Genomic DNA, 25,462 nt, shown 5'->3' on the forward strand with positions numbered 1-25,462 from the left:
CCGGGTCGAGCGCGGAGGCGGCAGCGCGGCGCAACCACGCAGCGCTCCAGGTCGAGTCGAAAGGGACACAGTGATGGGCGTACGGGTAGGAGTCGTCGGCGCGACCGGACAGGTCGGCGCCGTCATGCGAAAACTGCTGGAGGAGCGCAACTTCCCGGCCGATGAGGTGCGTTTCTTCGCCTCGGCCCGCTCGGCGGGTAAGACCCTGCCGTGGCGCGGCGGCGAAATCGTGGTCGAGGACACCGAGACCGCCGATCCCACCGGCCTGGATATCGCGCTGTTCTCCGCGGGCGCCACCATGTCCCGGGTGCAGGCCCCGCGCTTCGCGGCGGCCGGTGTCACCGTGATCGATAACTCGTCGGCTTGGCGTAAGGATCCCGAGGTCCCGCTGGTCGTCAGCGAGGTGAATCCGGAGCAGACCCGCAATCTGGTCAAGGGCATCATCGCCAATCCGAACTGCACCACCATGGCCGCGATGCCGGTGCTCAAGCCGCTGCACGACGTGGCCGGACTGCAACGCCTCATCATTTCGAGCTACCAGGCGGTCTCCGGCAGCGGTCTGGCCGGTGTCGAGGAGCTGGTCTCGCAGGTGCGCGCCGTGGTCGACGATGCCGAAAAGCTCGTGCACGACGGCAGTGCGGTGCAGTTCCCGGCCCCGAACAAGTACGTCGCGCCGATCGCCTTCGATGTGATCCCGCTCGCCGGTTCGCTGGTCGACGACGGTTCCTTCGAAACCGACGAAGACCAGAAGCTGCGCAATGAGAGCCGCAAGATCCTCGGCCTGCCCGACCTGCTGGTCAGCGGCACCTGCGTGCGCGTCCCGGTCTTCACCGGCCACTCGCTGTCGGTGAATGCCGAATTCGCCGAACCGATTTCGGTCGAGCGTGCCAAGGAAATCCTCGCCAAGGCCCCCGGTGTCCAGCTCACCGATGTGCCCACCCCCTTGGCCGCCGCAGGCAAGGACGACTCGCTCGTCGGCCGCATCCGCCGGGATCCGGGCGTCCCCGATGGCCGCGGCCTCGCGCTGTTCATCTCGGGTGACAACCTCCGGAAGGGTGCCGCCCTCAACACCATTCAAATCGCCGAAGTCCTGTTGGCCCAGCGCTGACCGCTGACCGTGCGGGCCGTTCCGATCGCGAGATCCGAACGGCCCGTTCGGTATTCGGCGCTCCGAAGATCGCAACGCTTATACGGTGCCGTACCAGGCAGCCCATAGGGTCGATGAGGCTCGCCGTGCGGGTTACGTTGGCAGGGTTTGGGTGATGCGCCACAGGCGCCGGGCAGTTCGCCTTCTTCGATCGCTTGCGTACTCTGCTGTACCGAGCAGTTCATGGTGGCGTGCACCGCGAATGACATTGCCGGATCATGAACATCGAGTCCTGCTGTCGGGTGCGGACTTCGGCGCACCGGTCGCGCGACGAGATGTCGGCCGAGCCGCTGGATGTGATCCGATCTGGACTCGATCGACCCAGGGCTGTCGATGAGGCTCTCCGCTACGTTGGCAGGGTTTGGGTGATGCGCCACAGGCGCCGGGGCAATTCGCCTTCCGCAAAGGAGTGGATCTGGGTCAGGTGCCATCCTTCGGCGACCTGGTCGACCAGGGCCCGGGTGAAGAAATGGACGGCGAATCCACCGTGCTCGTAGGTGTCGTCCCCGTATGCGATGCCGTTGCCGTAGTGTGCGTCGCCGACGTGGCGGACGGTGTAGACGAAGGTTCCTCCCGGTCGCAGGACTCGGCGGATTTCGGCGGTCAGCGCGAGGATGTCCTCGGTCGATAGGTTCATGCACAGCAGCATGTGGGCGAATACGCCGTCGAATGTGTTGTCGGGCAAGGGGATCGGTTCGCGCGCATCGTGTTCGATCGCCTGCACCCGGGTGCTGACGCCGGTGGTTTCGGCGGCGGCCTGTAGTTGGGTCAACCCGACCGTGCTGAAATCGGTAGCGGTGACCTGAAACCCGGATCGGGCCAGGTAGAGCGCATCGCGTCCGTGCCCGGCACCCAGTTCCAGAACATCGTGGACCCCGGCGGCGCGGAAAACGTCGCCGGCGTGGACGGCCGCTTCGGAGGGCTGTTCGCCGTACATGCCGGGATGGGATCGGTAGGTCTGATCCCAATGTTCGTGCTGGTCGCTGCCCATGCCCGACATACTCCATCACCCGAGGCGAATCCGTCGGCATCAACGCATCGAAATGTGGCTGTCCACTCACCGCAGAGTTCGTCGTGAGCATCGATCTGTCCAAGGCACACTGGTCCAAGTCCAGCCGCAGCACATCCGACCAGGAATGCGTGGAGGTTACACACCCGAACGGCCGACTATTCGGAGTGCACGACTCCAAAAATCCCACCGCCCCAGCACTGATCTTCACCCCACCGAATGGAACACCCTCACCGCTCGCGTAACCGATCGATCACCCCACATCACCCACAACGACCCCCAGATCCCTCGAGAATGCGCTGATGCAGGGCCTTCTCGATGTTTGCCTGCATCAGAGCATGGTGATCACCTGTCCAGGTGGGATTGGGGGTGGGGGCGCATTCCGTCGAAGACGATGGTGAAGGTGCGGTGGCGTTGTTCCTTTGTGGCGCCGGTTTCGTGGGCGGCCAGGAAGGCGCCTTTCAGGAGGCGCATCAGGTCGGTGATGTCCATATCGGGTCGTACGGCACCGGATTGTTGTGCGCGGGTGAGTAGTTCGCTGATGGCGGCGTTCAGGTCGTGGACCGGACCGAGGTAGCCGGGGGAGTCGTGGCCGCCGACGGCGTCGGCGAGGTCGCGTTTGACGCCGCCCTCGGTGACCATGCTGTCGAGGAAAGCGAAGAAGGCGCGGCCGGGGTCGGGGGCGGTGGACAGGTCGCGGGCGTGGGTGATCATGCGCTCCACGCGGTCCACGATCGCGGCCTGGAAGAGGGCTTCCTTGGTGGGGAAGTGGCGATAGACGGTGCCCGCGCCGACGCCAGCGCGGCGGGCGATTTCATCCAGCGGCACCGAAATGCCTTCCTCGGCGAATGCCGCCTGCGCCGCGGCGAGTACCCGGTCGCGATTGCGGCGTGCGTCGGCGCGCAACGGGCGTGATTCCTCGCGATCGGTCACAGCTCGCACCTCGCTGGCGCTCGATTCCGCTGCGACCGGTGGTGTGGTGTCTTGGGTTCTGTTGCTGCGCCCGGTCACGAGGGACGAGTTTACCGAAACCATTGACAAGCGGGGCGGTCGTTCCGGATCATAAACGGGGTAAACGTTCCGCTTAACTGAAGAAGGTGTTTTCATGGTCGAGACTTCGGTGGAAAGCCCGCGTGAGCTGGTCGAACGGATCTTCCGCGAGTTGCCTGCCCGTGATGCCGACGCATTCGTCGAGTTGATGGCACCGGATGCGGTCTTCGAGATCCCCTTCGTCATACCCGGAATGCCTAACCGGCTGGTCGGGCGCGAGGAGATCCGGGCGCATCTCGCGCAGCGCTGGTCCGGAATTTCGGCTATCGAGGTGCACGGGATCTATCCACAGGTGTACGAAACAGCCGATCCCGAGGTGGTTTTCGTGGAGAACGAGGTGGATATGACGATGCCCGGCGCCGAACGGGCGCGGGTTCGCACCTCCGTCAATGTGATTCGCGTGCGCGACGGCAAGGTCACGCTGTTCCGCGACTACATGGATACCGCGCGGTTCGCCCGTCTTGTGGAGAAGTGATCAGCGCCTGTGTGATTCGTAAGCGTATCCCCCGGCGTCCAGGGGGTGAGGTCAGACTGTTTTGTGGCCACATGGATGCGGCGTGGTTCGCCCGCCGTGTCGATTAGTGATCAGCGCCCGGGTGATCCCCATACGCATTCCCCGGCATCCAGGACGGCAAGGTCGAACTGTCTCGTGGCCGCCCGGATACAGGCGTGCCTCGCCCAGTTCGTGTACCGGCCAGTGCCGCGTCCAGGTAGCTCCTGCCGTATCGCCCCCTTGGTCCAGGGGGCGGTCGAAGGTAGTCGAATGGTGGTCACTCAGGCCCTATTTGACGCCACATGACTACGCTCGGCTAGCAGCCGAAGTGGGCAGTGCAGCGATTTGTCTGGACGGGGTACTGGCGCCCGGGGGTCCGAAAATACCGTCGCACCGCCCGGGTTCCGACTGCTAGCCTGCGCCGATGGCGAATCCTTATCCACAGGTGTACTTCGGGGACCGGATCGTTGACGCGCAGGCGGCGTCGGTCGGTGTGGCATCGTCGGCAGTGCTGTACGGCCTGAGTGTGTACACCGTGTTCCCAGTGCATGTGGACGGATCGGCACGCACCGCATTTCGACTCGACGACCATTTCCGGCGACTCGAGGAATCCTGCAAGATCATCGGCATCGACCGGTTCGCCGCCGAATGGGATTTCGCCAGATTCCGCGCCGCGGTCATCGATCTGATCGCCGCCAATGCGCCGACCGAGGATGTATTCGTCCGCGCGACAGTGCATGTCGTCGAATCGATTCCTGGCACCCGGGTCCGTGGATGCGCGATTCAGGTGAGCATTTTCGTCTACGGGGCGGTGCCGATCGTGCCCCAGAACGGTATGCGCCTGAAATCCAGTCCGTGGCGGCGCATTCCGGACAATGCGATTCCCTCACGGGCGAAAGTCAATGGTGCGTACGTCAATTCCGTGCTTGCCAAACAGGATGCCATCGACAGTGGTTATGACGACTGCATCTTCCTCGACGGCAACGGCCACGTCTGTGAACTCAGTGCCGCCAATATCTTCCTCGTCCGCAACGGCACCCTGATCACCCCGGATGTGTCCTGTGACATCCTCGACGGCATCAACCGCCGCACCATCCTCACCCTCGCCGCCGAGGACGGCATCCCGGTCGTCGAGCGCACCATCGACCTCACCGAGCTCTACATCGCCGATGAAGTCTTCGTCACCGGCACCTCCTCCGGAACCTCCCCCGTCACCGAAGTCGACGGCCGCCTCATCGCCAACGGCCACCCCGGCCCCCTCACCCAAACCCTCCGCAAACGCCACAACGCCGCCCTCCGCACCGACACCCACCACGCCTGGCTCACCCCCCTGTGACTTCCCGCATAAGCCGTGACTACCTCGCATAAGCTCTACGGAGTTCTATCGTGTGCGAGGTAGTCACGGTATGTGTGGGACGAAAGCCTGCGTGCGATAACGGTGGCGCGGTGGTTTCGGGCCAGTGGATGGTCGAGAGCGCGGCCTGCCATTGACCTGCTTCGGCTGCGGACCACGCAAACGCTCGGCGGACGGCATCGCAGTGCGTGTGATTCAGCGGATCCCCGGCGTGCGCGGATCCGGACCCAGGCAGACCTGAATGACACATCCGGGTGCGGTATCCGCGAACGGTGGCGACAGTGGATAGTTCAGGCAGCTGAAGACGTCGCAGCCCGGATACGCGGCCGGTCCGACGCCGAAGACCGCGAGCAGGATATTCGTATCCACGAATCGGTTCGGATCCAGGACCAGCGGCGGCTCCACATAGGGACCCGGATCGGGCACCCGATTGTCCTGGAACGCCGCGAACAACCGGCGGAAGAATTCGTGCGGCAATTCCGCGGTGTCCTGCACGCTCCCCAAAATGCCCTCGCTGCTGACATTTCCGAAGACGCCGGTCCACATCACCGTCAAATCCAGACTCGGCACGACGAAGACGTTCTGCATGCCGAGTCCGGCCATCATGTACACATCGGCGGGCAGGAAGCCGGGGGTCTCCGCACATCCCGGCCCGACCCAGAACAGATAGCCGTAGCACTTGTTGGTGCGCGACGGCTGGTGTGCTTTGCGCAGATACGCCTGGGAGACGAGTTGCTGTGCGCCCCAGCGTCCGTTATTGCTCACCAGCAGACCGAGTTTGGCGAAATCGTTCGGCGGGATCATCAGATGGGCGTATCCGTAGGTGTGCCCGGCACGATCGCGCGCCCAGTAGTAATCCCCGCGTTCGATGCCGAGCGGATCGAAAAGCTCACGCTGGGCGAACTGCTGCAACGGCTCACCGACGGCCAACTCGATGACGTAGGAGAGCAGGTCGACATTGCGCTGGCTGTAGCTGAATACTGCACCCGGCGGATTGTCCAGCGGCACCCCGAGCGCCTGCACGGCACTATTCGGATCGACCGGAATCACGCCGGTGGCGCCCTCGGTGAGCACACCCACCTTCATTCCGGAGGTCTCGGTGAGCAGATCCTCCACCCTGATCGACCGGTGCTCCGCATCACCGAGCCCCGGCGGCAGATACCGGCCGATCGGCGCATCGATATCCAGTTTGCCCTGATCCCATGCGATTCCGGCGAGCAGCGAAATAATGCTCTTGGTGGCGCTCCAGATATTCCAGGCAACATTCCCGGTCTGCTCATTCGTCGACCCCTCGCCGACCAGGCAATTGTGCCGGAAAACTTGCACATTCAACCGATTGCGCCCAGCCACGAACGCCATTGCCTGCGCCAGCAGCTCCGAATCCAACCCGACCTGCTCCGGCGCCGCCCGCTCCAACTCCCGCCCGGACGACACCCCGCACGTCACCTGAGAACCCGTCTCCGCCTGCGCCCCGCCCGCGAAAACAACCCCCGCCACCAGCGATACTGCCGCAATTCCGGCCAGGAATCCGTAGATGCGCCCCATGCGCATGAGGCTATCGCGCTGATCCCCGCCACACTGCACAACAGGCGGATATGGCCCCACCGCATTCCCGACGCTCGCCTTCGGCGGTCATACCGAGCGGCGCCGGGTGCTGTTGCAACCATGTGCCGTGAATGGCGCGGGCCTAGTGGCGTCTCAGGTGACACCGCCGCCGATGTCTGTGACGGGTGCTGGCCCGAACGGTGATTGCCCGTCCGGCCGCGCCGGATTCGCGCCCTTGCTCGCCCTTCAGCGGTCGTGTGGTTGCGATACCGGCGCCAGATGCCGTGGATCTCGATGCCCCGGGGTGGCGCTGCGCAAGATCGGCTGCTGTCACATGCAGGTGCCGCGAACGGCGTGGGGCGAGTCGCGTCTCGGGTGTCGCCATCACCGAGTCACATCCCGGCGCACGGCCGGTTTCGAATGGCGATTGCCGTGTTCCGTCGGAGCCGGATTCCTGCCGCGGTCAGCGGTCATGCCGTGTGACACCGGGCGGCTGTCACACGGCAATTCAACTGCGCGCGAACCGACTACGTGCGGCGTACCAACAGCCGCCAACGGCGAGGACCGCGAGCCCGGCCAGTACGGAGCCGACGGGTAGCGACAGCCCGACGATCACGCATCCGGCCGCACCGGCAATCGGCACCCAGCGTGCCGGACGATTTTCGGCGGCGGTCAATGTCGCGGCCGAGACATTGGCGATCAGGTAGTACACGAGCACCGTGAACGATGAAAAGCCGATGGCCGCACGCAGATCGAAGGTTCCGGCCACGACCGCAACTACCACACCGACCGCCAATTCCGCCCGATGCGGGACGCCGAAGCGGGGATGCACCGCGGCCAGCGCGTCCGGCAGATGGCGGTCGCGCGCCATTGCCAGCACTGTGCGCGAGACCCCGAGAATCAGTGCGAGCAGCGATCCGGCCGCCGCGAGCACCGCGCCGACCCGGACAACCGGTGCCGAGCCCGGTACCCCCGCAGCCGAGACGACCCTGGCCAGCGGGTCGATAGCATGCGCGAGACCTGCGGATCCGAGTGCCTCGAGCACCGCCACCGCGACCAGCGCATATACCGCGAGTGCGAGCCCGAGCGCGATCATGATGGCCCGCGGAATCGTGCGCCGCGGATCGCGCACCTCCTCGCCGAGGGTGGCGATGCGGGCATATCCCGCGAAGGCGAAGAACAGCAAGCCCGCCGCCTCCAACACCCCGCGCGGCCCGATCCGGTCCGGCAGATCCGTTGCGTCGGAATGACTTCCGAACAATCCCACCCCGACCACCAGCGCGAGCACGGCCAGCACCGCCGCCACGATGATCCTCGTGGCCAGCGCCGATTTCTGCACCCCGGTGTAGTTGATCGCGGTGACCGCAGCCACCGCCACGACCGCGACGACCCGCGAATGTTCCGGCCACGCGTAGCTGCCGATCGTCAGCGCCATCGCCGCACATGAGGCCGTCTTGCCCGCGACGAACCCCCACCCGGCCAGATATCCCCAGAACGCACCCAGGCGCTCGCGTCCGTACACATAGGTGCCGCCCGACACCGGATATAACGCCGCCAGCCGCGCCGAGGACGTCGCGTTGCAGTACGCGAGCAGCGCGGCAACCGCCAATGCGAGCAGTACCCAGTCGCCCGCCGCAGCGGCTGCGGGGGCGAGCGCCGCGAAGATGCCAGCGCCGACCATCGATCCGAGCCCGATGATCACCGAATCGGTGAGCCCGAGCCTGCGCTGGAGCGCATCGCCGTGCGTTGCCATGGCTGCATCATCGGTCACACCACCGCGAACCACGAATCGGGCCGCCCGGGAAATGCAAAACGCCGCCAGGAACCTGCGGTTACCTGGCGGCGCTGAGTCTCCGGACGCCACGCCAGCGTCACGACTCCGGTGCCGACGTCCCACAAGCGCCTCTCGGCGAGTGGTCGCTCGAAGCGACAAATGGGGTGAGGCCCGGGGCTGTCCGGACGCCGACAGTGCTGATCAACCACCCACCATCCCGACTTATTCCGCGTGACCGAATGTGAACTGGATCACAATGCGTGGTCGGCGTGGGACCTGCGCTCGCCCGGGTCAACCCAACCGCGGGCCGCGGTTCGGGTCCGAGGTCCGGTCGCTGTGGGGACTCGGGCATGTCCATCGCAATGCGGGCGATTTCGAGGAGGCGCGCCAGCGGTTTTCCGATGAGAGCATCGGCGTTCCGCTGGCGGATCGGGTGTGCGCCGAAATGCGTGCGATGGGCCGTCTGCCCGCTAATCTTTAGAAGATCGCTTTCTTGACTTACTCAAGAAAGCGGGTCATTATCGGTTCCATGCACACCAACGCCACCGATCCACAGGCCCAGCTGCGCGCGGCTGGTCTGCGGGTCACGGCCGCGCGGGTCGCGGTGCTGAATGCGGTCGCGGCTCGACCACATTCGGATGCCGATCGAGTGGCCGCTGCCGTCCGAGCGAAATTGGGATCGGTATCCACGCAGGCCGTCTACGACGTGCTCCGGGCCTGCGTGCACGCCGGAATCCTGCGGCGCATCGAGCCAGCCGGTTCGCCCGCGCGCTATGAGACCCGGACCGGAGACAACCATCACCATCTGGTGTGCCGAAGCTGCGGCACGGTCGTGGATATCGACTGTGTCGTGGGCAGTGCCCCCTGCCTGGAACCCGAGGACGCCAACGGGTTCGTCATCGACGAGGCAGAGGTCGTCTTCTGGGGACTGTGCCCGAATTGCCGTACGAGCTGAGGAGGCTGCCATGACCAAGCCGACAACCACAAATGCCGGAACGCCGGTCCAGAGCGATAACGAATCGCTCACCGCGGGCACACAGGGCCCGATCCTGCTGCACGACCACTACCTGATCGAGAAGTTGGCCCAGTTCAACCGGGAGCGGGTACCCGAGCGCATCGTGCACGCCAAGGGTGCCGGCGCCTTCGGCGAGCTGGTTGTCACCAACGATGTCAGCCGCTACACCAAGGCCAAGCTGTTCCAGCCGGGTGCGCGAACCGAATCGCTGGTCCGGTTCTCCACCGTCGCTGGCGAGCAGGGCAGCCCGGACACCTGGCGTGATCCGCGCGGTTTCGCGGTGAAGTTCTACACCGAGGACGGCAACTACGACCTCGTCGGCAATAACACCCCGATCTTCTTCATCAAGGATCCGATCAAATTCCCCGACTTCATCCGTTCGCAGAAGCGCCTGCCCGGCAGCGGACTCCGCGATAACAACATGCAGTGGGACTTCTGGACCCTGCGTCCGGAAACGGCCCACCAGGTGACCTGGCTGATGGGTGACCGCGGCATCCCGAAGACCTATCGGCACATGAACGGCTACGGTTCGCACACCTACCAGTGGATCAATGCCGACGGTGCGCGCTTCTGGGTGAAATACCACTTCAAGACCGATCAGGGCATCGACTACCTGACCCAGGCCGAGGCCGACCGCCTCGCCGGTGCCGACGGCGACTACCACCGCCGCGATCTTTACACGGCCATCGAGCGCGGTGAGTTCCCGAGCTGGACGCTGTATGTGCAGGTGATGCCGGTCGACGAGGCCGAGGGCTACCGATTCAACCCGTTCGATCTGACGAAAGTGTGGTCGCATCGGGACTACCCGCTGATCGAGGTCGGCAAGTGGACGCTGAACCGCAATCCGGCCAACTACTTCGTCGATATCGAGCAGGCCGCCTTCGAACCCTCGAATGTCGTTCCCGGCATCGGCTTCTCACCCGACAAGATGCTGCTCGGCCGGGTATTCGCCTACGCGGACGCGCACCGCTACCGCATCGGCACCAATTACGCGCAGCTGCCGCCGAACCGGGCCAGGGCCGCGGAGGTGAACTCCTACTCCAAGGAGGGTGCGATGCGCTACGACTACAACGACGCGAATGTGCCCGTCTACGCACCGAATTCGTTCGGCGGCCCGCACGCCGACCCCGAGCAGGCGCCCGATGGCGGCATCTGGGAGTTCGACCCGACCGCTGGGGGACGGCAGTCGGCGGAGCCGACGGGGTGGGTGAGCGCTGTACGGGCGGGGTATTTCGAGCACGCCGAGGACGGCGACTTCACCCAGGCGGGCACGCTGGTGCGTGAGGTTCTCGACGACGATCAACGGGATCGCCTGGTGGGCAATATCGTTGGGCATGTGCTCGGCGGCGTGCGCGAGCCCGTACTGTCCCGTGTCTTCGAGTACTGGAAGAACGTGGACCAGGATCTCGGCAAGCGCGTCGAGGAAGGTGTCCGCGCCGGACTCGAGGGCTGACCCAGCCGAGCCGATGCGCGCTCGCTGACGAGCGTTCCGAAAACAGCTCCGCCCCTGACCATTTCAGTCGGAGGCGGAGCTGTTTCGTTATATGGGGGCAGGATTCGACGGGCCCCGAGCTTCGGAACTACAACAGGCCCCACCAATAAAGCAGGCAGGCCAGCACCCAGACAACCAGGGTCTCCATCACCGCTCCAATCTCCTTGGTGCCCTCATTTCCCATCATCCGCCGATTCACGCCGACGTGCTGCAAACTTGTCGTGATCACCGATAAGTGGTGTCTCTACCTGCGGTTTTTCATCTGCAAGGTCTTCTTAAGTGCCCAACAAGCCCGCGGCGGCATTGTTTGTGTCAACACCGGCGGTACTAAGCCACCACCGGGGGTGGGGAACCGGGCTCGATCTGTTCACGAGGGGTAACAGGTCGCGTCACGGGGGTAGCGCCAGCCGGGTCGGTCCACGAGGGGTGACCGGCCCGGCTGGAGCTTTATCGGGGCAACCATTTCGGATGGCTCTTCCCGGAGCTGACCGGCGAACCCTGCGCTCGCCACTGCCGAAGGTAACCATCGGGGTGCACGCCGACGATCCCATCCACAGATATTGGCCGGGCCGGTTCACGAGGGGGGACCGGCCCGGCCGGGCGGTTCGAAGTTCGCCGTGGGTCCGCACAATGTCGCGGCAAAATGCGAGGACCGGACGGTGCCGGTCCTCGCAAAGCGCGGTGTTCAGCCGACGGTCTGAACCGAGTAGTCGGGCAGGTCGTAGCTCTCGGTCTTGGTGAGCATCTTCATCATCAGCGGCTTCATGATCTTGGTGGTCATCAGCTTGCTGACGAACAGACCAGCGCGAATACCGAACTTGGACTGCGGCGTCATCGAGCGCAGCCCGCCGGGCGGCAGTTCCTGGGCGGTCGCCACGAACGGGCGCAGCACCTCTTCGTAGCGGGCCAGCGCCTGCGCGGGATCGGTCGCGTGCGAGGCGATTTCACCGGCCAGCACGTAGGCGCCGACCAGCGCCATCGCGGTGCCCTGCCCGGTGAGCGGCGAACCGCAGTAGCCCGCGTCGCCCAGCAGCACCACCCGGCCCTTGGACCAGTTCGGGACGTCGATGCGGGCCAGTTCGTCGAAATAGAAGTCATCTGCCTCAGCCATGGCGTCGCACACGGTGCTCGCGATCGTGCCACCGTCGGCCAGTCGCTCGCGGATGAGCTGCTGCTGTGCCGCGACGTCGCGGCGCAGTGCCGGATTCGCCTCGTCGCGAATGACCACGAGCGCCTTGCAAGTGGACGGATCGGCATCCGGGCGCAGTCCGACACCGGTCGCGCCGACCAGCGAGTTCATCGCGATCCAGTGCGGCTCCGCGTAGACGGGCGTGGGCAGCGTGAAGAAGGACATGTAGCCGCCGAGGTAGGTGGAGAACTGCTCCTCCGGTCCGAAGACCAGGCGCCGGGTCCCGGAATGCAGTCCGTCCGCGCCGATGACGATGTCGAACCGCTCGGTGGTGCCGGAGGCGAAGGTGACATCGGCGCCCGCGTCGTTCTGGCTGATTTCGGTGACCCATTCGCCGTAGCGGTAGTCCACACCGCCCGCCTCGGCGAGCAGATCGAGCAGTACCTGGTTCAGATCACCGCGGGTGATCTCGATCTCGGCGACCGCCCCCTTGCCCTCGAATACCTCCGCGGGCATGCGCAGCAGCTCCTTGCCCTCGCTGTCCACGAAGACCATGCCGCGCTCATCCAGTTGGGACTTGCGGATGCCGGGCATGAGTCCCATCCGCTCCGCCACCTCGACGCTCGGGCCGCGCAGATCGACGGCCTGCCCGCCCGGTCGCGGCTCGGCGGCACGCTCGACCACGGTCGCCCGGATCCCGGCCCGCAGCAGCTGCAGGGCAACGGCATTGCCGCCGATCCCGCCGCCGCACACGAGGATCCGAGGCTGGGTGGTGGCGGAGTGGTTGGTGCTCATGATCTGTTCCTCACTGACTCGTTTGTCTTGCACATATGTCTAACAGACGAGTTGCACGTCTGTCTAGTACAAATGTGTAAGACATTCGTTTAGCGAGGTGGCGGGCTAGTTCTGGCTTTGCAGATAGGCCTTCCAACCGCCGAAGGTGGTTATGTCAGTGGCGGTGCGGGCGGCGTCGTAGGTGCAGGCGAAGCCGATGACTGCACGGCCGTCGGAGAGATCGATGCTGGTCAGTGCCATTGGCGCGGGTAGCGCGGCAAGGAAGCTGCCCAGGCCCGCCGCCGATACCCGGAACAGTTCGCCGAGAATCGGCGCGCCGAGTCCGGGACCGTGACGCACCAGTCCCGGTTTCGGGGGCGTGGTGTCCAGTGCGGTCAGGCGGTAGGCATCGGTGGTCCGGACCTCCCCGCAGAAGCGTGCGCCGATCTCCTCCAGTTGCCAGTGCAGTAGTTGACCGCGCAGATGTGCGCCGAAAACGGCGAGCTCCACACCGCTGTCGATCAGTGTTGGCGCGTCGTCATCGCCGAGGATGCGGGCGGCGATATCGATGGCGATCTGATCGGCGAAGGCGGGCGTCACGACCATCACCCCGAACGGTGCTCCGGTCGCGGTGGGCAGGCCGGGGACGGCCACCGCCGCCATATCGAGCAGATTGCAGAAGTTCGTGTAGGTGCCCATCCGGCGGTTGATCTCGACCGGATCCGCCTGTACCGCAGCGATACTCGGATGCTCGGTGGTCGTCGGGAGCAGCAGGCCGGCGAATCCCCGCAACGTCAGCGCGGCCGCGGCCTTGGCTCGGACCAGTGCATCCAGATCGGCCGCGAATCCGGGACCGGTCGTGGCCCGTGCGGCCTTGATGATCGCGGTCACGGTCGGGTCGGCGCTCGCCGGTGCGGTGTCGAGGAAGGTACCGACGGCCGCATAGCGTTCCGCGACGATCGCGCCGTCGTACAGCAGCCGCGCGGCATCGAGCATCCCGGAAATATCCACCTCTTCGGTTGCCATACCGGCGCTGGCCACTGCGGATACGGTGCGGGCGAAGGCATCTCGGTACGGCTCGCTGAGCGCGGCGAGGTCCGCGGCGCGGGGGATCGCGAGCCGAGGTGCCTGCGGTGCGGCGAGCGGAACGTCGGCGGGCCAAGTCCGGCTGCGCGGATCCCGCGGCTCCGGTCCGGCCATCACCGCGGCGGCCGCGACCGCTCGGTCCAGATCGGTGGCGAAGACCGTCACGGCGTCGTAGTCCGCACACGCCGGGACGACACCGTGTGCCGGAATGATGCCCAAGGTGGCCTTGATGCCGACGATTGCGTGCAGTGCGGCCGGAACGCGTCCGGAACCCGCTGTGTCGGTGCCGATTCCGATATCGGCAATACCCAATGCCACCGCGACCGCCGACCCGGAACTGGATCCGCCGGAGATCAACTCCGGATTCTCGGCATGGCGGACCGCGCCGTACGGGCTGCGCGTCCCGACCAGTCCGGTCGCGAACTGATCCAGATTGGTTTTGCCGAGCACCACGGCACCCGCGGCGATCAAGCGCTCGACCGCCGCCGCGGTGACCTCTGCGGTGTAGGCGAATTCCGGACAGGCCGCGGTGGTCGGCAATCCCGCGACATCGATATTGTCCTTGACCGCGACCAAAACCCCTGCCAGCGGCAAGGATTCGCCGTCGGCGAGCCGTCGCTCGACGGCCGCGGCATCGGCAGCGACATCCGCCTCCGCGCGCAGCGTGATCCACACCTCCGGCCGATCGACCTCGGCGATGCGCCGATACGCGGCGGCGACCCGCCCGGTCGGCGTGCCGTGGATTTCGGTATTACCTAGGACGCCCGAGGTCATTCGGCGGCTCCGATCACTGCTAGTGGGGTTCCCGGTTCTACCTTGGCGCCGGGGGTGGCCAGCACCTTCAATACCGTGCCGGTGCCCGGGCTGTGCACCGGCAGTTCCAATTTCATCGCTTCCAGGATGGCCACCGGGTCACCCGCGCCGAGCCGCTGGCCCACCTCGATCTCCACCCGCCAGACATTGCCGATCATCGGCGCGGTGACCACGGTCGCATCCGGTGGCAATCCGGCCAGCGGGTCGGTGGCGGGTTCCGGCGCGCTCGCGACGGTTGCGCTGCGCTCGAATTCTCCCGCGGCGCGCCAGGCCTGCTTCTCGGCCTCGAACGCGATGGCCTGTCTGGTCTCGAATTCCGCTATGGCCGGGGCATTTTCGGTGAGCATCCGCAGATGGTCGGCGAGCGCGAAGGTACCCTCGCTGACCTCGGCGTCGAAACGTCCCGCCGCCGCGGCCGCACGCTGCTCGAGCAATTGCTCGGCGGTCACCGGCTCCCAGACGATCCGGTCGAAGAACCGGAACAGCCACGGGGTGCCGGGTTCGAACGGCGCGTATTGCCGGTAGCTGGACCAGATCGGCACCGTCCGGCCGATCAGCTGATAGCCGCCCGGTGACGCCATGCCGTACACGCAGAGATATTTGCCGCCGATGCCGACGGCATCCGATGGCGTCCAGGTGCGCGCCGGATTGTATTTGGTGGTGACCAGCCGATGTCGCGGATCCAGCGGAACCGCCAGTGGCGCACCGAGATAGACATCCCCGAGGCCGAGCACCAGATATTCGGCGTCGAAGACCGCGGCACGGACATCCTCGACGCTGTCGAGTCCATTGACGCGGCGGATGAATTCGGTATTCGAGGGCAGCCACGGCGCGGTATCGCGGACACCGCTGCGGTAGCGGTCGATGGCCTCGACGATGGACGGATCGTCGAACGACAGCGGTAACCGGATGGTGCGGCTCGGCACCACGAGATCGTGGGTGGCCGGCAATTCGAGCTCGAGCTCGGTCAATGTGCCGAGCAACCGATACTGCGGCAGCACATCGGGATCGAAGTGGATATGCAGTGAACGCACACCCGGTGTCACATCGATGATGCCGGGCAGTCCGGTGTCGGCCAGCGCCTGCGCGAGTGCGTGCACCCGCATGCGTAGTCCGAGATCCAGCACCATCTCGCCGTATTCGACCAGGATATTGTCATCGCCGCCGCGCAGATAGGCGACCCGAGGGCGATCCGCGCCCGCCGCCACCGTGCCGAGGATGCCGCGATCGTCCAGACCGACGGGTGCGCCGGAACCGGTGCGCAGACGCCGGGCCGCGGTGAGCTCCCCGGTGGTGCCGGGGATATCGGCGCTGGCGCGGGCGGCATTCGAACGGCGCAGCGCGGTGGCGCGATCGTCGTCGACGGGCACGAAGTGCACGGTGTCACCGGGGCGCAGCTGGCCGAGTTTCCAGCGGTGCGCCGAAACCACGGTCAGCGGGCAGGCGAAGCCGCCGAGGCTCGGCCCGTCCGGTCCGAGCAGGATCGGGGTATCGCCGGAGACGTTCAATGTCCCAACGCTGTAGGGATTGTCGTGCAGATTCGACGGATGCAGTCCCGCATCGCCGCCATCGGTGCGCGACCAGGTCGGCTTCGGCCCCTCCAGGCGAATGCCGGTGCGATTCGCGTGGCTGCCGACTTTCCAAGGGTGCGAATAGAACTGGTCCATATCCGCGTCGGTGAAGTATGCGGGTGAGGTCTGCGGGCCGATTCCGACGGCCAATTGCCAGATATGGGTGAATTCGGGTCGCTCGTCGACCGGCACCGCGCGCGGTGCATCGAGTTCGGTCCGATTCGCGACAACACCCAGCACATCGCCCGCCGCAACGGCTTTGCCGGTGCTGCCGCCGAAACCGCCAAGGGTGAAGGTGGCGGCACTACCGTGATACAGCGGCGCATCGATGCCGCCGCGCACCGCGAGGTAGGTGCGCAATCCGGCGTCGGCGGGTGCCCCGATATCGAGCACTGATCCGGCCGGGACGGTCACCGGTTCCCACATGGCAACCGGCTGTCCATCCATCGTGACCGGCGTCTGCGCGCCCGTCACGCACACCACGGTGGTATCGGCGAAGCGCAGCTGCGGACCCTGCAGTGTGCATTCCAGTGCCGGTACGCCCGCGGGGTTTCCGACGGCGGCATTCGCCAGGGTGAACGAGAGATCGTCCATTGGACCGGATGGCGGAATGCCGACCTGCCACAGGCCGATTCGACCCGGATGGTCCTGAATCGTGGTCATCGTGCCGCCACGCAACACATCGATGCGCTGCCCGGCGAGCCGGATATCGGCCAGCGTGGTCGTGACATGCTCGGCGCCGAGCACGACGGCATCGGCGCCGGCGGCACGCAATTGGGTGAGATTGGTTTGGACGCCATAGATCCGCGTCGCGGCCAGCGCATCGCGCAACTCCGCGAAGGCGGCATCGCGACTCGACCCCGATGCGATCACCTTGGCGAGCAGTGGATCGTAGAACGGGCTGACCTCGGTCCCCGTGGCGATCCAGGTATCGACCCGAATACCGGGCGCGGAGCGAGCGGTCTGATCCGGGAAGGCCGCCGAGGTGATCAATCCGGCACTTGGCCGGTAATCGTGCCCCGGATCCTCGGCGTAGACCCGCGCCTCGACCGCCCAGCCGGTGATCGCCGGTCCGCTCTCGGGCTGTTCGTCCACCATCGCGGAGTCCCCGCCCGCGAGCCGCAGCATCCACTCGACCAGATCGACCCCGGTCACCGCCTCGGTCACCGGATGCTCGACCTGCAGCCGGGTATTCATCTCCAGGAATGAGGCCGCACCGCGGTCGACGTCATAAACGAATTCGACCGTGCCAGCCGACCGATACCCGACCGACCTGGCCAACTCACGCGAGGCCGCGAGCAACTGCTCGGACAGCCCCGGCGGGAGCCCGGGCGCTGGCGCCTCCTCCAGCACCTTCTGATTGCGCCGCTGCAGCGAACAATCCCGGGTGCCGAGACTGACCACGCGGCCGCGACCGTCACCGAAAAGCTGTACCTCGATATGCCTGGCCCGCGCCACGAACCGCTCCAGGAAGACGCCGGTCGAGGAGAAGTTCGTCGCGGCCAGCCGCTGCACCCGCCGATACGCCGCGCGCAACTCATCGGCATTGCCGCAGGCCTGCATGCCGATACCGCCGCCACCACCGACCGCCTTGAGCATCACCGGATAGCCGATGCGCTCGGCCTCGGCCACCGCGTGCTCGGCCGATTCGAGCAGCCCGCTGCCCGGAATCAGCGGCACACCAACGGATCTGGCTGTCTCGCGGGCGGTGTGTTTATCGCCGAATATACGCAGCTGTTCCGGCGTCGGCCCGACGAACGCAATACCCGCTTCGGTGACGGCCGTAGCGAAATCCGCATTCTCCGAAAGGAACCCGTATCCGGGATGTATCGCGCCCGCACCGGTCGACAATGCCGCATCGATCACCCGATCCGCTCGCAAATACGATTCGGCGGCCGGGCTCGGCCCCAGATATATCGCGACGTCGGCGATTTCGACATGTGCCGCACCAGCGTCGGAATCCGAGTAAACCGCAACGGTCTTCAGGCCCAATGCGCGGGCCGTGCGCATGATCCGACAGGCTATCTCGCCACGATTGGCGACCAGGACGGTATCGAACTCGAGTGCCACCGGAATCTCCCTATTCAGTTGCCAGGGACATCGCGGCAATGGCCCGCGTGACCCGATCGAGGACCACATCGAGCGATTCGCCGATATGGGTGTGCAGTAGCCGGTAGGCCAGCGGAAGATCCTGTGCCAGTACGGCATCCAGAATTCCCAGATGTTCGGAGATGGTGGTCTCGATGCGGTTGTTGACCATGAAGTCGTACATCCGCACATGCCGGATCCGGGAATTCACCGCCTGCAACGAGCGCACCAGCTCGGCATTGCCCGCCGCCGTCAGCAGGGCGACGTGGAATTCCTCGTCCCGGACCACGAAACCGGGCTCCTGCTCGGGCGGATCCGCCCGCAGTACCAGCCAGGCCTCCCGCTCGGCCGCGAGCAGCGCGTGATCGTGCACTACCGCCGGATTGTCGATGGCCCGCTGAATTCCACTGAGCTCCAAGGTAATTCGCAGCTCATAGAGATCGCGGATCAGTGGAATGCTCGGCCGCACCGGGGTGAAGCCGTACTCCTCGCGCTGCAACAGCCCGTCCGAGCACAGCACCGTCAGCGCCTCGCGGATCGGCGTCCTGGATATCCCGAACCGAGCCGACAGCTTGGGTTCGGTCAGGCGCACGCCGAACCTGATATCCCCGTTCATCAACTCGCCGCGCAGCGTCGTATAAACCACGTCCCGCAACGGTCGTCCCGCCGCATCCGCCTGTGTGGCCACCCGTGTCGACATGCGTGTATACGCTATGGACCTCGCGTTTCGTCGAGATGTCCGCAAGTTAGCAAGCGGTAAGAGTGTGCTCACCGCCCATACGGGACATCAAGGGACATATCGGAACAGCCATGCTGTCATTCGGTCCCGTCCTCGGCGCGCCTCCTTCCGGAACTTCTCACCAGCGGTGCACAGTGAGGTGGAGCAGACAGCAACACCTTGGCAACGCCGCCGCGCCACTGCAGGACACATTGCCGCAGCAGGCTGATGAGCGGCCCGGCGCGCGGTAGCGGAGCCAGCGGAGATGACCCGCCGACAGCCCTCCCGCGCCGTCCGTCGGTGGCGATCCGCCCTCGGCGCCGGGTGCACCTACGAGCAGTGTCGGGAGGTAGCGATGGAAGCGTTCGTGATCGTCGGATTGCTGGCCCTGATATCCGGGCTACTAGCGGTCATCGCCTGCGCGGTGTGGTGGCCGACCCCGTACCGTCGGGCCAACCAGCGCAAACAGCTCCGCCCCCGGCCTGCGAGGGCCGGGGGCGGAGCCGTTCGTCTCAACCACGAGTCGGGGTGACAGGATTTGAACCTGCGACCTCTTCGTCCCGAACGAAGCGCGCTACCAAGCTGCGCCACACCCCGTGAATCGAACCTGCAGTAGCTTACAACAGCTCAGGTCCAGACGTTAAACCGGCAGGTCAATCACCCTTCATGAGGTCGAATGCTGGTGAAGATGCGCTGCGCGGTCGCCGCATCGACGGCATTGGGCACGCCGGTATCGGCGGTGATCACCATGACGAAGCTGCCGTTATCGGTGGGGGTGGCGAAGGTGAAGACGGCGTACTCCGTCGCGCAGCCGGGATTGGCCTTGGTGGCGGTGCCCCTGGTCTCCACGAACATGCCGTGCTGGGAGCCGTCGAGGGAGGTCAGCGGCTGTGCGGGGCTCGGTGTGCCACCCGGTGAGTTCGTGTACGCGATCTTGGCGGTCCTGGTGCCGAGTTCGGTTGCCGCGGTTGCCGAATCGGTGTCCTGGGAACCGGTCAGGAAGGCCACGGTGCGGGTGGAGCCGGGGCAGTAGCTCTTCCCCTCGGTTGCCAGGCCCTTACCGGTGACGGCATTGGGCGGCTCGCCGAATCCGCCGACCTTGCCGTCGGGCGCCACGGTCCAGTCGGCGGGCACGTCATAGGCGGCGCCGAGGTCCGATGCCACCACCACCTGATAGCCGGGTACGACCGGGGTTTCGTGATTGGCCGGGGCGCTGGGCTGGCTGGTGCTGGAGTGTGCCGGAGTATGCGACGCCGTTGGCGTGAGCGCGCTCACCATCGATGGTGCCGGATTCTGCGCGGAGGTGTTATCCGGGCCGCTATTGGCGAACATGATCGCCGTCACTCCGCCCGCGACCACCAGCGCCGCCACCGCGGCGGCGACCAAGGCGATACCGCGCCGGTCCCGGCTGCGATTCGGGCGCAATGCGTCCGGTGTGATGCGGTCGCCGAAGAGCGCGTTCAGGCCGACGTCTTGTCCATGGGGCGCGCGCGTCGGCCCCTGCGGCCCGAATGCTGTTGCACCGGCCTGGAATTGCGCTGTTGAGCCGTACTGGCCTCGGCCGGTCTGCGATGCCGAGGTGGATGCGCGCGGTGCCGTGGCGATCGCTGTGGGTTCCCACTCTGTCGTGGGTTTGAATTGTCCCTGCGCGCTTGCCGCTCGGGTCGATCTGGTGTGGCCGGGTTGCCACTGTAGGGAACCCGCCGCGTCATTGGTGTCGTGGGGCCAGTTCGGCGCACCGCCGGCCGGCGGCGATGCCGGCGGATCCAGGTGTACTGGCGCACCGAATGTGTTGTGCGCCTGCGCCGGCCGGGCGTCAGCGGCGGGGGTGGAATGCTCGGGCTGTCCCAGTGCAGGACCGAATTGTCCGGCGCCGTAATGCTGTTGCTGATGCGGCGTCCCGGGCCGACCCGAATCCGTCGATTCGCCGCGCCGGTCGTCGAAATCACTCACACTGGTTCCCCTGCCTGACGTCAGTCTCGGCAAGGGACCTTAGTCGAACTCAGCGTGCGATGGCTTCTGAGGGTGAAACGCCCTGGCCGCTATCGGCATTGGGACGCGTCGGCGGCGCGGCGACCAGAGTCAGCAGCGTGGCCTCGGGGCGGCAGCAGAAGCGGTACGGCGCCCACGGCGAGGTGCCCAGACCCGCGGAGACGTGCAACTGGGTGTGCGCACCCCACTTGGAGGAGCCCTTCACCCGCGAACGGTCGATACCGCAGTTGGTGACCAGCGCACCGTATCCGGGCAGGCACAGCTGACCGCCGTGCGTGTGCCCGGCCATGACCAGGTCGTAGCCGTCCGCGGCGAAGCGGTCCAGTACCCGGGGTTCGGGCGAGTGGGTCAGGCCGATGCTCAGCACGGCGAGCGGGTTGGGTGCGCCCGCGATGGTGTCGTACCGGTCGCGCTGCAGATGCGGATCGTCGACGCCCGCGCTCGCGATCCGAAAACCGGAGACCTCGACATCGCGGCGGACGTGGGTCAGATCCAGCCAGCCACGCTCGGTGAAGGCCGCGCGCAGGTCCTTCCACGGCAGCGGTGCGCCGTAGACCCGCCGGTGGTCCTTCTTGAAGTACTTCGCCGGATTCTTCGGCACCGGCGCGAAGTAGTCATTGCTGCCGAAAACGAAAAGGCCCGGGCGGGAAAGCAAGCCGCCGAGGGCTTGAACCACCGCGGGCACCGACTTCTGATGCGACAGGTTGTCACCGGTATTGACGACCAGATCCGGCTCCAGCCGGTCCAGCTCCCGCAGCCACTGCTGCTTGAGCTTCTGACCTGGCATCATGTGCAGATCACTGATGTGCAGCACCCGTAGCGATGACGAGCCCGGCTGTAGTACCGGCATCGTGGCCTCACGCAGGACGAAGGCGTTTCGTTCGATCAGCGAGGCGTAGCCGATACCAGCCACCGCAGCCCCGGCGGCTCCCAAGGCGGTTCGTCGGATGGCGGCGGTCGAGATTACGGGCATTTGCCCAGCATAGGTGACCCCGGTGCGGAACGCCGAGTGTGTTTCCGCACAAGCAGGCAGGTTCTTTCGAGCGACCTGCAAGCAATCGCTAGCGGCGTGGTGCGGTCAATTCGGACCCGCGGCCCCGGGAGCATTGCCAATACGACAGGACGCCAAATGTAGTGGGCCGGGAACAGGGAAGCGGCTACCGTGTGGCACATGTCGGAACTCAAATCGCAGCTGCGCGCGGATATGACCGCCGCGATGAAAGCCAAGGACACGCTGCGCCTCGCCACCCTCAGGATGTTGCTTGCCGCCATCCAGACCGCCGAGGTGGCGGGCGCACAGGCGCGGGAACTCTCCGACGCCGAGGTCATTGCCGTGCTGCAGAAAGAGGCGAAGAAACGCAGCGAATCGGCCGAGGTCTACACCCAGGCCGGGCGTGGCGAACTGGCCGCCAATGAGCATGCCGAGGCGCGCATCATCGATGAATATCTGCCGAGCCAGCTCACCGACGCGGAGGTCGCCGATGTGGCCGACACCGCGATCGCCCAGGTCGCCCAGGAACTCGGCGAGCGGCCGGGCATGCGACAGATGGGCCAGGTCATGAAGGCCGCCACCGCGATCGCCGCGGGCAAGGCCGATGGTGCGCGGCTCTCGGCCGCCGTGAAGGCGCGCCTGTAGCACCTGTCCGAGACGGATAAATGAAACCGCCGACCCGGATCAATCCGGGTCGGCGGTTTCATCTTGTCGAGGCGCTATCGGGGGGCCGGGAATCCCGGGATACTCGGGAACCCGGGGATGCCGGGCAGGCCCGGAATCGGAACTCCCGGTGGCGCGGCGGGGCCGGGCGCGGGCGTCGGGACCCGTTGCGTCCCATCACTGATATAGATCGTGATCACCGACCCGGGAATCGCCGATCCATTCGGCGCGGTCCCCATCACCGTCCCCTTCGGCGGCGCACCGGGACCGTTCACCGGCGAGACCTGGAAGCCAGCCGCCACCAGGGCGGCAGTCGCCTGGCCCTGTGACATATTGGTGACATCGGGGACCTGGGCCTGATTCGACCCGCGCACATATTTATCGTCCAGCGGCGGCAGTGCGGGCGGCGGGAAGTTCCCGAGCACCGGCTTGACCGCGTTGAACCAGGTGCGCGCGGGTTCGTTACCACCGAAGAGATTGCCGTCGCCGCAGCCGCGCAGCGGGAACGAGCAGATCTCGCCCGGCGTCGGGCTGTCGCCATAGATATAGGCCGCGGCCGCCAGCGAGTTGGTGAAGCCGACGAAGGCCGAGGAGCGGTGGCTCTCGGTGGTTCCCGTCTTGGCCGACAGCGGCGCATTCCAGCCGGTGGCCCGCGCGGCACCGGCGGCGGTACCGCTGATGTCGTCCTGGCTCATCGCGTTGGCCAGGGTGTTCGCCAGTCCGGGGTCGACGACCTGTTCGCAGGCCTGCTGGGTGAGCGGCACCGTCCGGCCGGAGCGGTCGATCACCTCCTTGATCGGCGACGGCGGGCACCACCGGCCGCCGGAAGCCAAGGTGGCGGCCACATTCGAGAGTTCGAGCGGGTTGATCGCGACCGGGCCGAGGGTGAACGAGCCCAGGTTCTGGTCCTTGATCATGTCCGCGAGGCTCTGGTTGCCGTGCCCAGAGGTGCCCGCCTCGGTGTAGGAGCGCATGCCGAGGCGTACCGCCATATCGACCGTCGGGGTGACGCCGACGGCCTGGATCAGCTTGACGAACGCGGTATTCGGCGAGGTGGCCAGCGCCTCGGTCACCGACATCGGCGACTTGTAATTGCCCGCGTTCTGCACGCAGTAGGTGGCCGGCGGGCAGCCGCGCGCACCACCGTTACCCATGCCCTTCGCCTCGAACCGGCCCGGCACATCGAGCTGGGCATTGATACCCATGCCCTTCTCCATGGCGGCGGCCGTGGTGAAGAGCTTGAAAATCGAGCCTGCGCCGTCACCGACCATTGAATACGGCTGCGGCTGCACCGTTTCGTTGGCATTGCGGTTCAGGCCGTAGGTGCGGCTGCTGGCCATGGCGAGCAGCGGATGCGAATCCTGTCCCGGTCCGACCACCGACATGACCTGGGCGACATCGTCGAGGTTCGGGTTCGCGGCCTCGGTGACCGACCGCTTCACCGAATCCTGTAGAGCCGGATCGAGAGTGGTCCTGATCGTATAGCCGCCGGTATTGATCTGTTCGCGGCTGATGCCGGCATCGGCCAGATACTGCATTGCGTAATCGCAGAAGAAGCCGCGGTCGTTGGCGGCGATGCAGCCGCGCGGTAGTCCCTTCGGCTCGGGCAGCACGCCGAGCGGTTCGGTCTTGGCCTTGCGGAACTCCTCGGCGCGGCTGGGGATGTTCTGGATCAGGGTGTCCAGCACGGTATTGCGCCGCTGCAGCACGCCCTCGGAATTGGTGTAGGGGTTCAGCTTCGAGCTGGACTGCACCATGCCGGCCAGCATCGCCGACTGCGGCACATTCAGGTTCACCGCGTCGACGCCGAAGTAGGTCTGCGCCGCGTCCTGGATGCCGTAGGAGGCATTTCCGAACGGGACGAGGTTCAGGTAGCGGGTGAGGATCTCGTCCTTGGTCAGCTCCCGGTCCAGGGTGAGCGCCATCCGGATCTCGCGCAGCTTGCGCGCCGGGGTGGTCTCGATGGCGGCCCGACGCTCGGCATCGGTCTTCGCAACGACGAGCAGCTGGAAGTTCTTCACATACTGCTGGTCGAGGGTGGACGCACCCTGCTGCACCTCACCGCTGCTCGTATTGGTGAGGAATGCGCGTAGCGTGCCCTGCCAGTCCACGCCTTCGTGTTGGGCGAAGCGCCGGTCCTCGATGGAGACGATCGCCAACTTCATGTCGTTGGAGATCATGTTGCTTGGGACCTCGAAACGGCGCTGCTCGTACAGCCAGGCGATGGGCGTTCCATTGATATCGACCATGGTCGAGACGGCGGGGACGGTGCCCTCCACCAGTTCTGAGGACACATTGTCGACGGCGTCGGCGGCACGGTTGGAGACGAACCCGAAACCGCCTGCGAGAGGGAACAACAACCCGGCGACGAGCACGGCGGCCAGCGCGCAGCTGCCGCACAGCCTCGCGAGCGTATGTGTGATCGGCACGATGCCAAGACTACGGGGTGCCGATCCAGCGCTCTCGGGTGTGTTTGTCAGTCCCTCGGATCTGGCGGTTCGCCTGCCCGAATCGGCGTGTCGCGAGATGGAATCCCGCGTGTCGTTGAAGGGCGAACCACCTGTCGGGTCGACCGCCCGGTTCTCGATCACGTTTGCATGGACGGACGTACCAAAAAGTCTCGGGACGGTCTTGCGCAGAGGCCATACCTTTACCTAGATTGAGAACCCAGTGTGATAGAGCTAACACTCAAAGTGGAATGTGGTGCAGTTCGCAGCGGGGTTTGGGTTGCTGCGTACTGACACGCGATTCTGGAGCG

19 protein-coding genes and 1 tRNA gene are annotated in these 25,462 nt (G+C 65.9%); 7 read left to right on the forward strand and 13 right to left on the reverse strand.

What is annotated here, in order from left to right; translation table 11 throughout:
• Nucleotides 1–73 precede the first annotated feature (73 nt).
• Complete coding sequence (locus tag ABZ293_RS23080; protein WP_355183651.1) at nucleotides 74–1,108, forward strand: aspartate-semialdehyde dehydrogenase; 1,035 nt, start codon at nucleotides 74–76, stop codon at nucleotides 1,106–1,108.
• A 385-nt stretch (nucleotides 1,109–1,493) separates the two neighbouring features.
• Here ABZ293_RS23080 and ABZ293_RS23085 read toward each other — a convergent pair whose 3' ends face one another.
• Nucleotides 1,494–2,138, reverse strand: a complete 645-nt coding sequence (locus ABZ293_RS23085; RefSeq protein WP_355183653.1) for a class I SAM-dependent methyltransferase — start codon at nucleotides 2,136–2,138, stop codon at nucleotides 1,494–1,496.
• Nucleotides 2,139–2,287: 149 nt separating this feature from the next.
• Between ABZ293_RS23085 and ABZ293_RS23090 the strand changes: the two genes are divergently transcribed.
• Entirely contained in the window at nucleotides 2,288–2,401 is a 114-nt protein-coding gene (locus tag ABZ293_RS23090; protein ID WP_355183716.1) for a DUF397 domain-containing protein, read from the forward strand.
• A gap of 100 nt (nucleotides 2,402–2,501) precedes the next feature.
• Here the strand turns inward: ABZ293_RS23090 and ABZ293_RS23095 are convergent, their stop codons facing one another.
• A complete protein-coding gene (locus ABZ293_RS23095; protein WP_355183655.1) occupies nucleotides 2,502–3,089 on the reverse strand; it encodes a helix-turn-helix domain-containing protein in 588 nt (195 codons plus the stop codon).
• A gap of 172 nt (nucleotides 3,090–3,261) precedes the next feature.
• Here ABZ293_RS23095 and ABZ293_RS23100 point away from each other — a divergent pair, with 172 nt between their 5' ends.
• Together ABZ293_RS23100 and ABZ293_RS23105 are read left to right on the forward strand one after the other, a co-directional pair.
• The gene (locus ABZ293_RS23100) at nucleotides 3,262–3,681 is read left to right on the forward strand and encodes a nuclear transport factor 2 family protein (RefSeq protein ID WP_355183657.1); all 420 of its coding nucleotides are present in this window, start codon (nucleotides 3,262–3,264) and stop codon (nucleotides 3,679–3,681) included.
• Nucleotides 3,682–4,123: 442 nt separating this feature from the next.
• On the forward strand, nucleotides 4,124–5,035 hold the full coding sequence (locus ABZ293_RS23105; RefSeq protein WP_355183659.1) for an aminotransferase class IV: 912 nt from the start codon (nucleotides 4,124–4,126) through the stop codon (nucleotides 5,033–5,035).
• A 213-nt stretch (nucleotides 5,036–5,248) separates the two neighbouring features.
• On the opposite strand, the gene ABZ293_RS23110 is transcribed toward ABZ293_RS23105, so the two are convergent.
• The gene (locus ABZ293_RS23110; RefSeq protein WP_355183661.1) at nucleotides 5,249–6,598 is read right to left on the reverse strand and encodes a serine hydrolase; all 1,350 of its coding nucleotides are present in this window, start codon (nucleotides 6,596–6,598) and stop codon (nucleotides 5,249–5,251) included.
• 508 nt (nucleotides 6,599–7,106) lie between these two features.
• Nucleotides 7,107–8,351 carry an APC family permease gene (locus tag ABZ293_RS23115; protein ID WP_355183663.1) on the reverse strand — a complete coding sequence of 415 codons (1,245 nt, stop codon included), beginning with the start codon at nucleotides 8,349–8,351 and terminating at the stop codon, nucleotides 7,107–7,109.
• Between the two features lie 550 nt (nucleotides 8,352–8,901).
• Between ABZ293_RS23115 and ABZ293_RS23120 the strand changes: the two genes are divergently transcribed.
• A complete protein-coding gene (locus ABZ293_RS23120) occupies nucleotides 8,902–9,327 on the forward strand; it encodes a Fur family transcriptional regulator (protein ID WP_355183664.1) in 426 nt (141 codons plus the stop codon).
• Between the two features lie 10 nt (nucleotides 9,328–9,337).
• Complete coding sequence (locus ABZ293_RS23125; protein ID WP_355183666.1) at nucleotides 9,338–10,840, forward strand: catalase; 1,503 nt, start codon at nucleotides 9,338–9,340, stop codon at nucleotides 10,838–10,840.
• 127 nt (nucleotides 10,841–10,967) lie between these two features.
• Here ABZ293_RS23125 and ABZ293_RS23130 read toward each other — a convergent pair whose 3' ends face one another.
• The 8 genes from ABZ293_RS23130 to ABZ293_RS23165 all read right to left on the reverse strand — a co-directional run bounded on the left by ABZ293_RS23130 (nucleotide 10,968) and on the right by ABZ293_RS23165 (nucleotide 22,023).
• Nucleotides 10,968–11,108: a hypothetical protein gene (locus ABZ293_RS23130; protein WP_355183668.1), complete on the reverse strand. Its 141-nt coding sequence runs from the start codon at nucleotides 11,106–11,108 to the stop codon at nucleotides 10,968–10,970.
• Nucleotides 11,109–11,564: 456 nt separating this feature from the next.
• Complete coding sequence (locus ABZ293_RS23135; RefSeq protein ID WP_355183669.1) at nucleotides 11,565–12,803, reverse strand: FAD-dependent monooxygenase; 1,239 nt, start codon at nucleotides 12,801–12,803, stop codon at nucleotides 11,565–11,567.
• 105 nt (nucleotides 12,804–12,908) lie between these two features.
• Nucleotides 12,909–14,642, reverse strand: a complete 1,734-nt coding sequence (atzF, locus tag ABZ293_RS23140; protein ID WP_355183671.1) for an allophanate hydrolase — start codon at nucleotides 14,640–14,642, stop codon at nucleotides 12,909–12,911.
• Nucleotides 14,639–18,322 (reverse strand): urea carboxylase, encoded by a 3,684-nt coding sequence (gene uca, locus ABZ293_RS23145; RefSeq protein ID WP_355183673.1) that lies wholly within the window; start codon nucleotides 18,320–18,322, stop codon nucleotides 14,639–14,641. The genes atzF and uca overlap by 4 nt, the downstream gene beginning before the upstream one ends.
• A 10-nt stretch (nucleotides 18,323–18,332) precedes the next feature.
• On the reverse strand, nucleotides 18,333–19,040 hold the full coding sequence (locus tag ABZ293_RS23150; RefSeq protein ID WP_355183675.1) for a GntR family transcriptional regulator: 708 nt from the start codon (nucleotides 19,038–19,040) through the stop codon (nucleotides 18,333–18,335).
• A 541-nt stretch (nucleotides 19,041–19,581) separates the two neighbouring features.
• A tRNA-Pro gene (locus ABZ293_RS23155) sits at nucleotides 19,582–19,655 on the reverse strand.
• A 60-nt stretch (nucleotides 19,656–19,715) separates the two neighbouring features.
• Complete coding sequence (locus ABZ293_RS23160; protein ID WP_355183677.1) at nucleotides 19,716–21,011, reverse strand: hypothetical protein; 1,296 nt, start codon at nucleotides 21,009–21,011, stop codon at nucleotides 19,716–19,718.
• Between the two features lie 49 nt (nucleotides 21,012–21,060).
• The gene (locus ABZ293_RS23165; protein WP_355183678.1) at nucleotides 21,061–22,023 is read right to left on the reverse strand and encodes a metallophosphoesterase; all 963 of its coding nucleotides are present in this window, start codon (nucleotides 22,021–22,023) and stop codon (nucleotides 21,061–21,063) included.
• A 198-nt stretch (nucleotides 22,024–22,221) separates the two neighbouring features.
• On the opposite strand from ABZ293_RS23165, the gene ABZ293_RS23170 reads away from it, so the two are divergent.
• On the forward strand, nucleotides 22,222–22,686 hold the full coding sequence (locus tag ABZ293_RS23170; protein ID WP_354960401.1) for a GatB/YqeY domain-containing protein: 465 nt from the start codon (nucleotides 22,222–22,224) through the stop codon (nucleotides 22,684–22,686).
• 74 nt (nucleotides 22,687–22,760) lie between these two features.
• Here the strand turns inward: ABZ293_RS23170 and ABZ293_RS23175 are convergent, their stop codons facing one another.
• Entirely contained in the window at nucleotides 22,761–25,133 is a 2,373-nt protein-coding gene (locus tag ABZ293_RS23175; protein WP_355183680.1) for a transglycosylase domain-containing protein, read from the reverse strand.
• Nucleotides 25,134–25,462 lie beyond the last annotated feature (329 nt).

This window comes from Nocardia sp. NPDC005998, from assembly GCF_040614395.1.
GTDB lineage: Bacteria > Actinomycetota > Actinomycetes > Mycobacteriales > Mycobacteriaceae > Nocardia.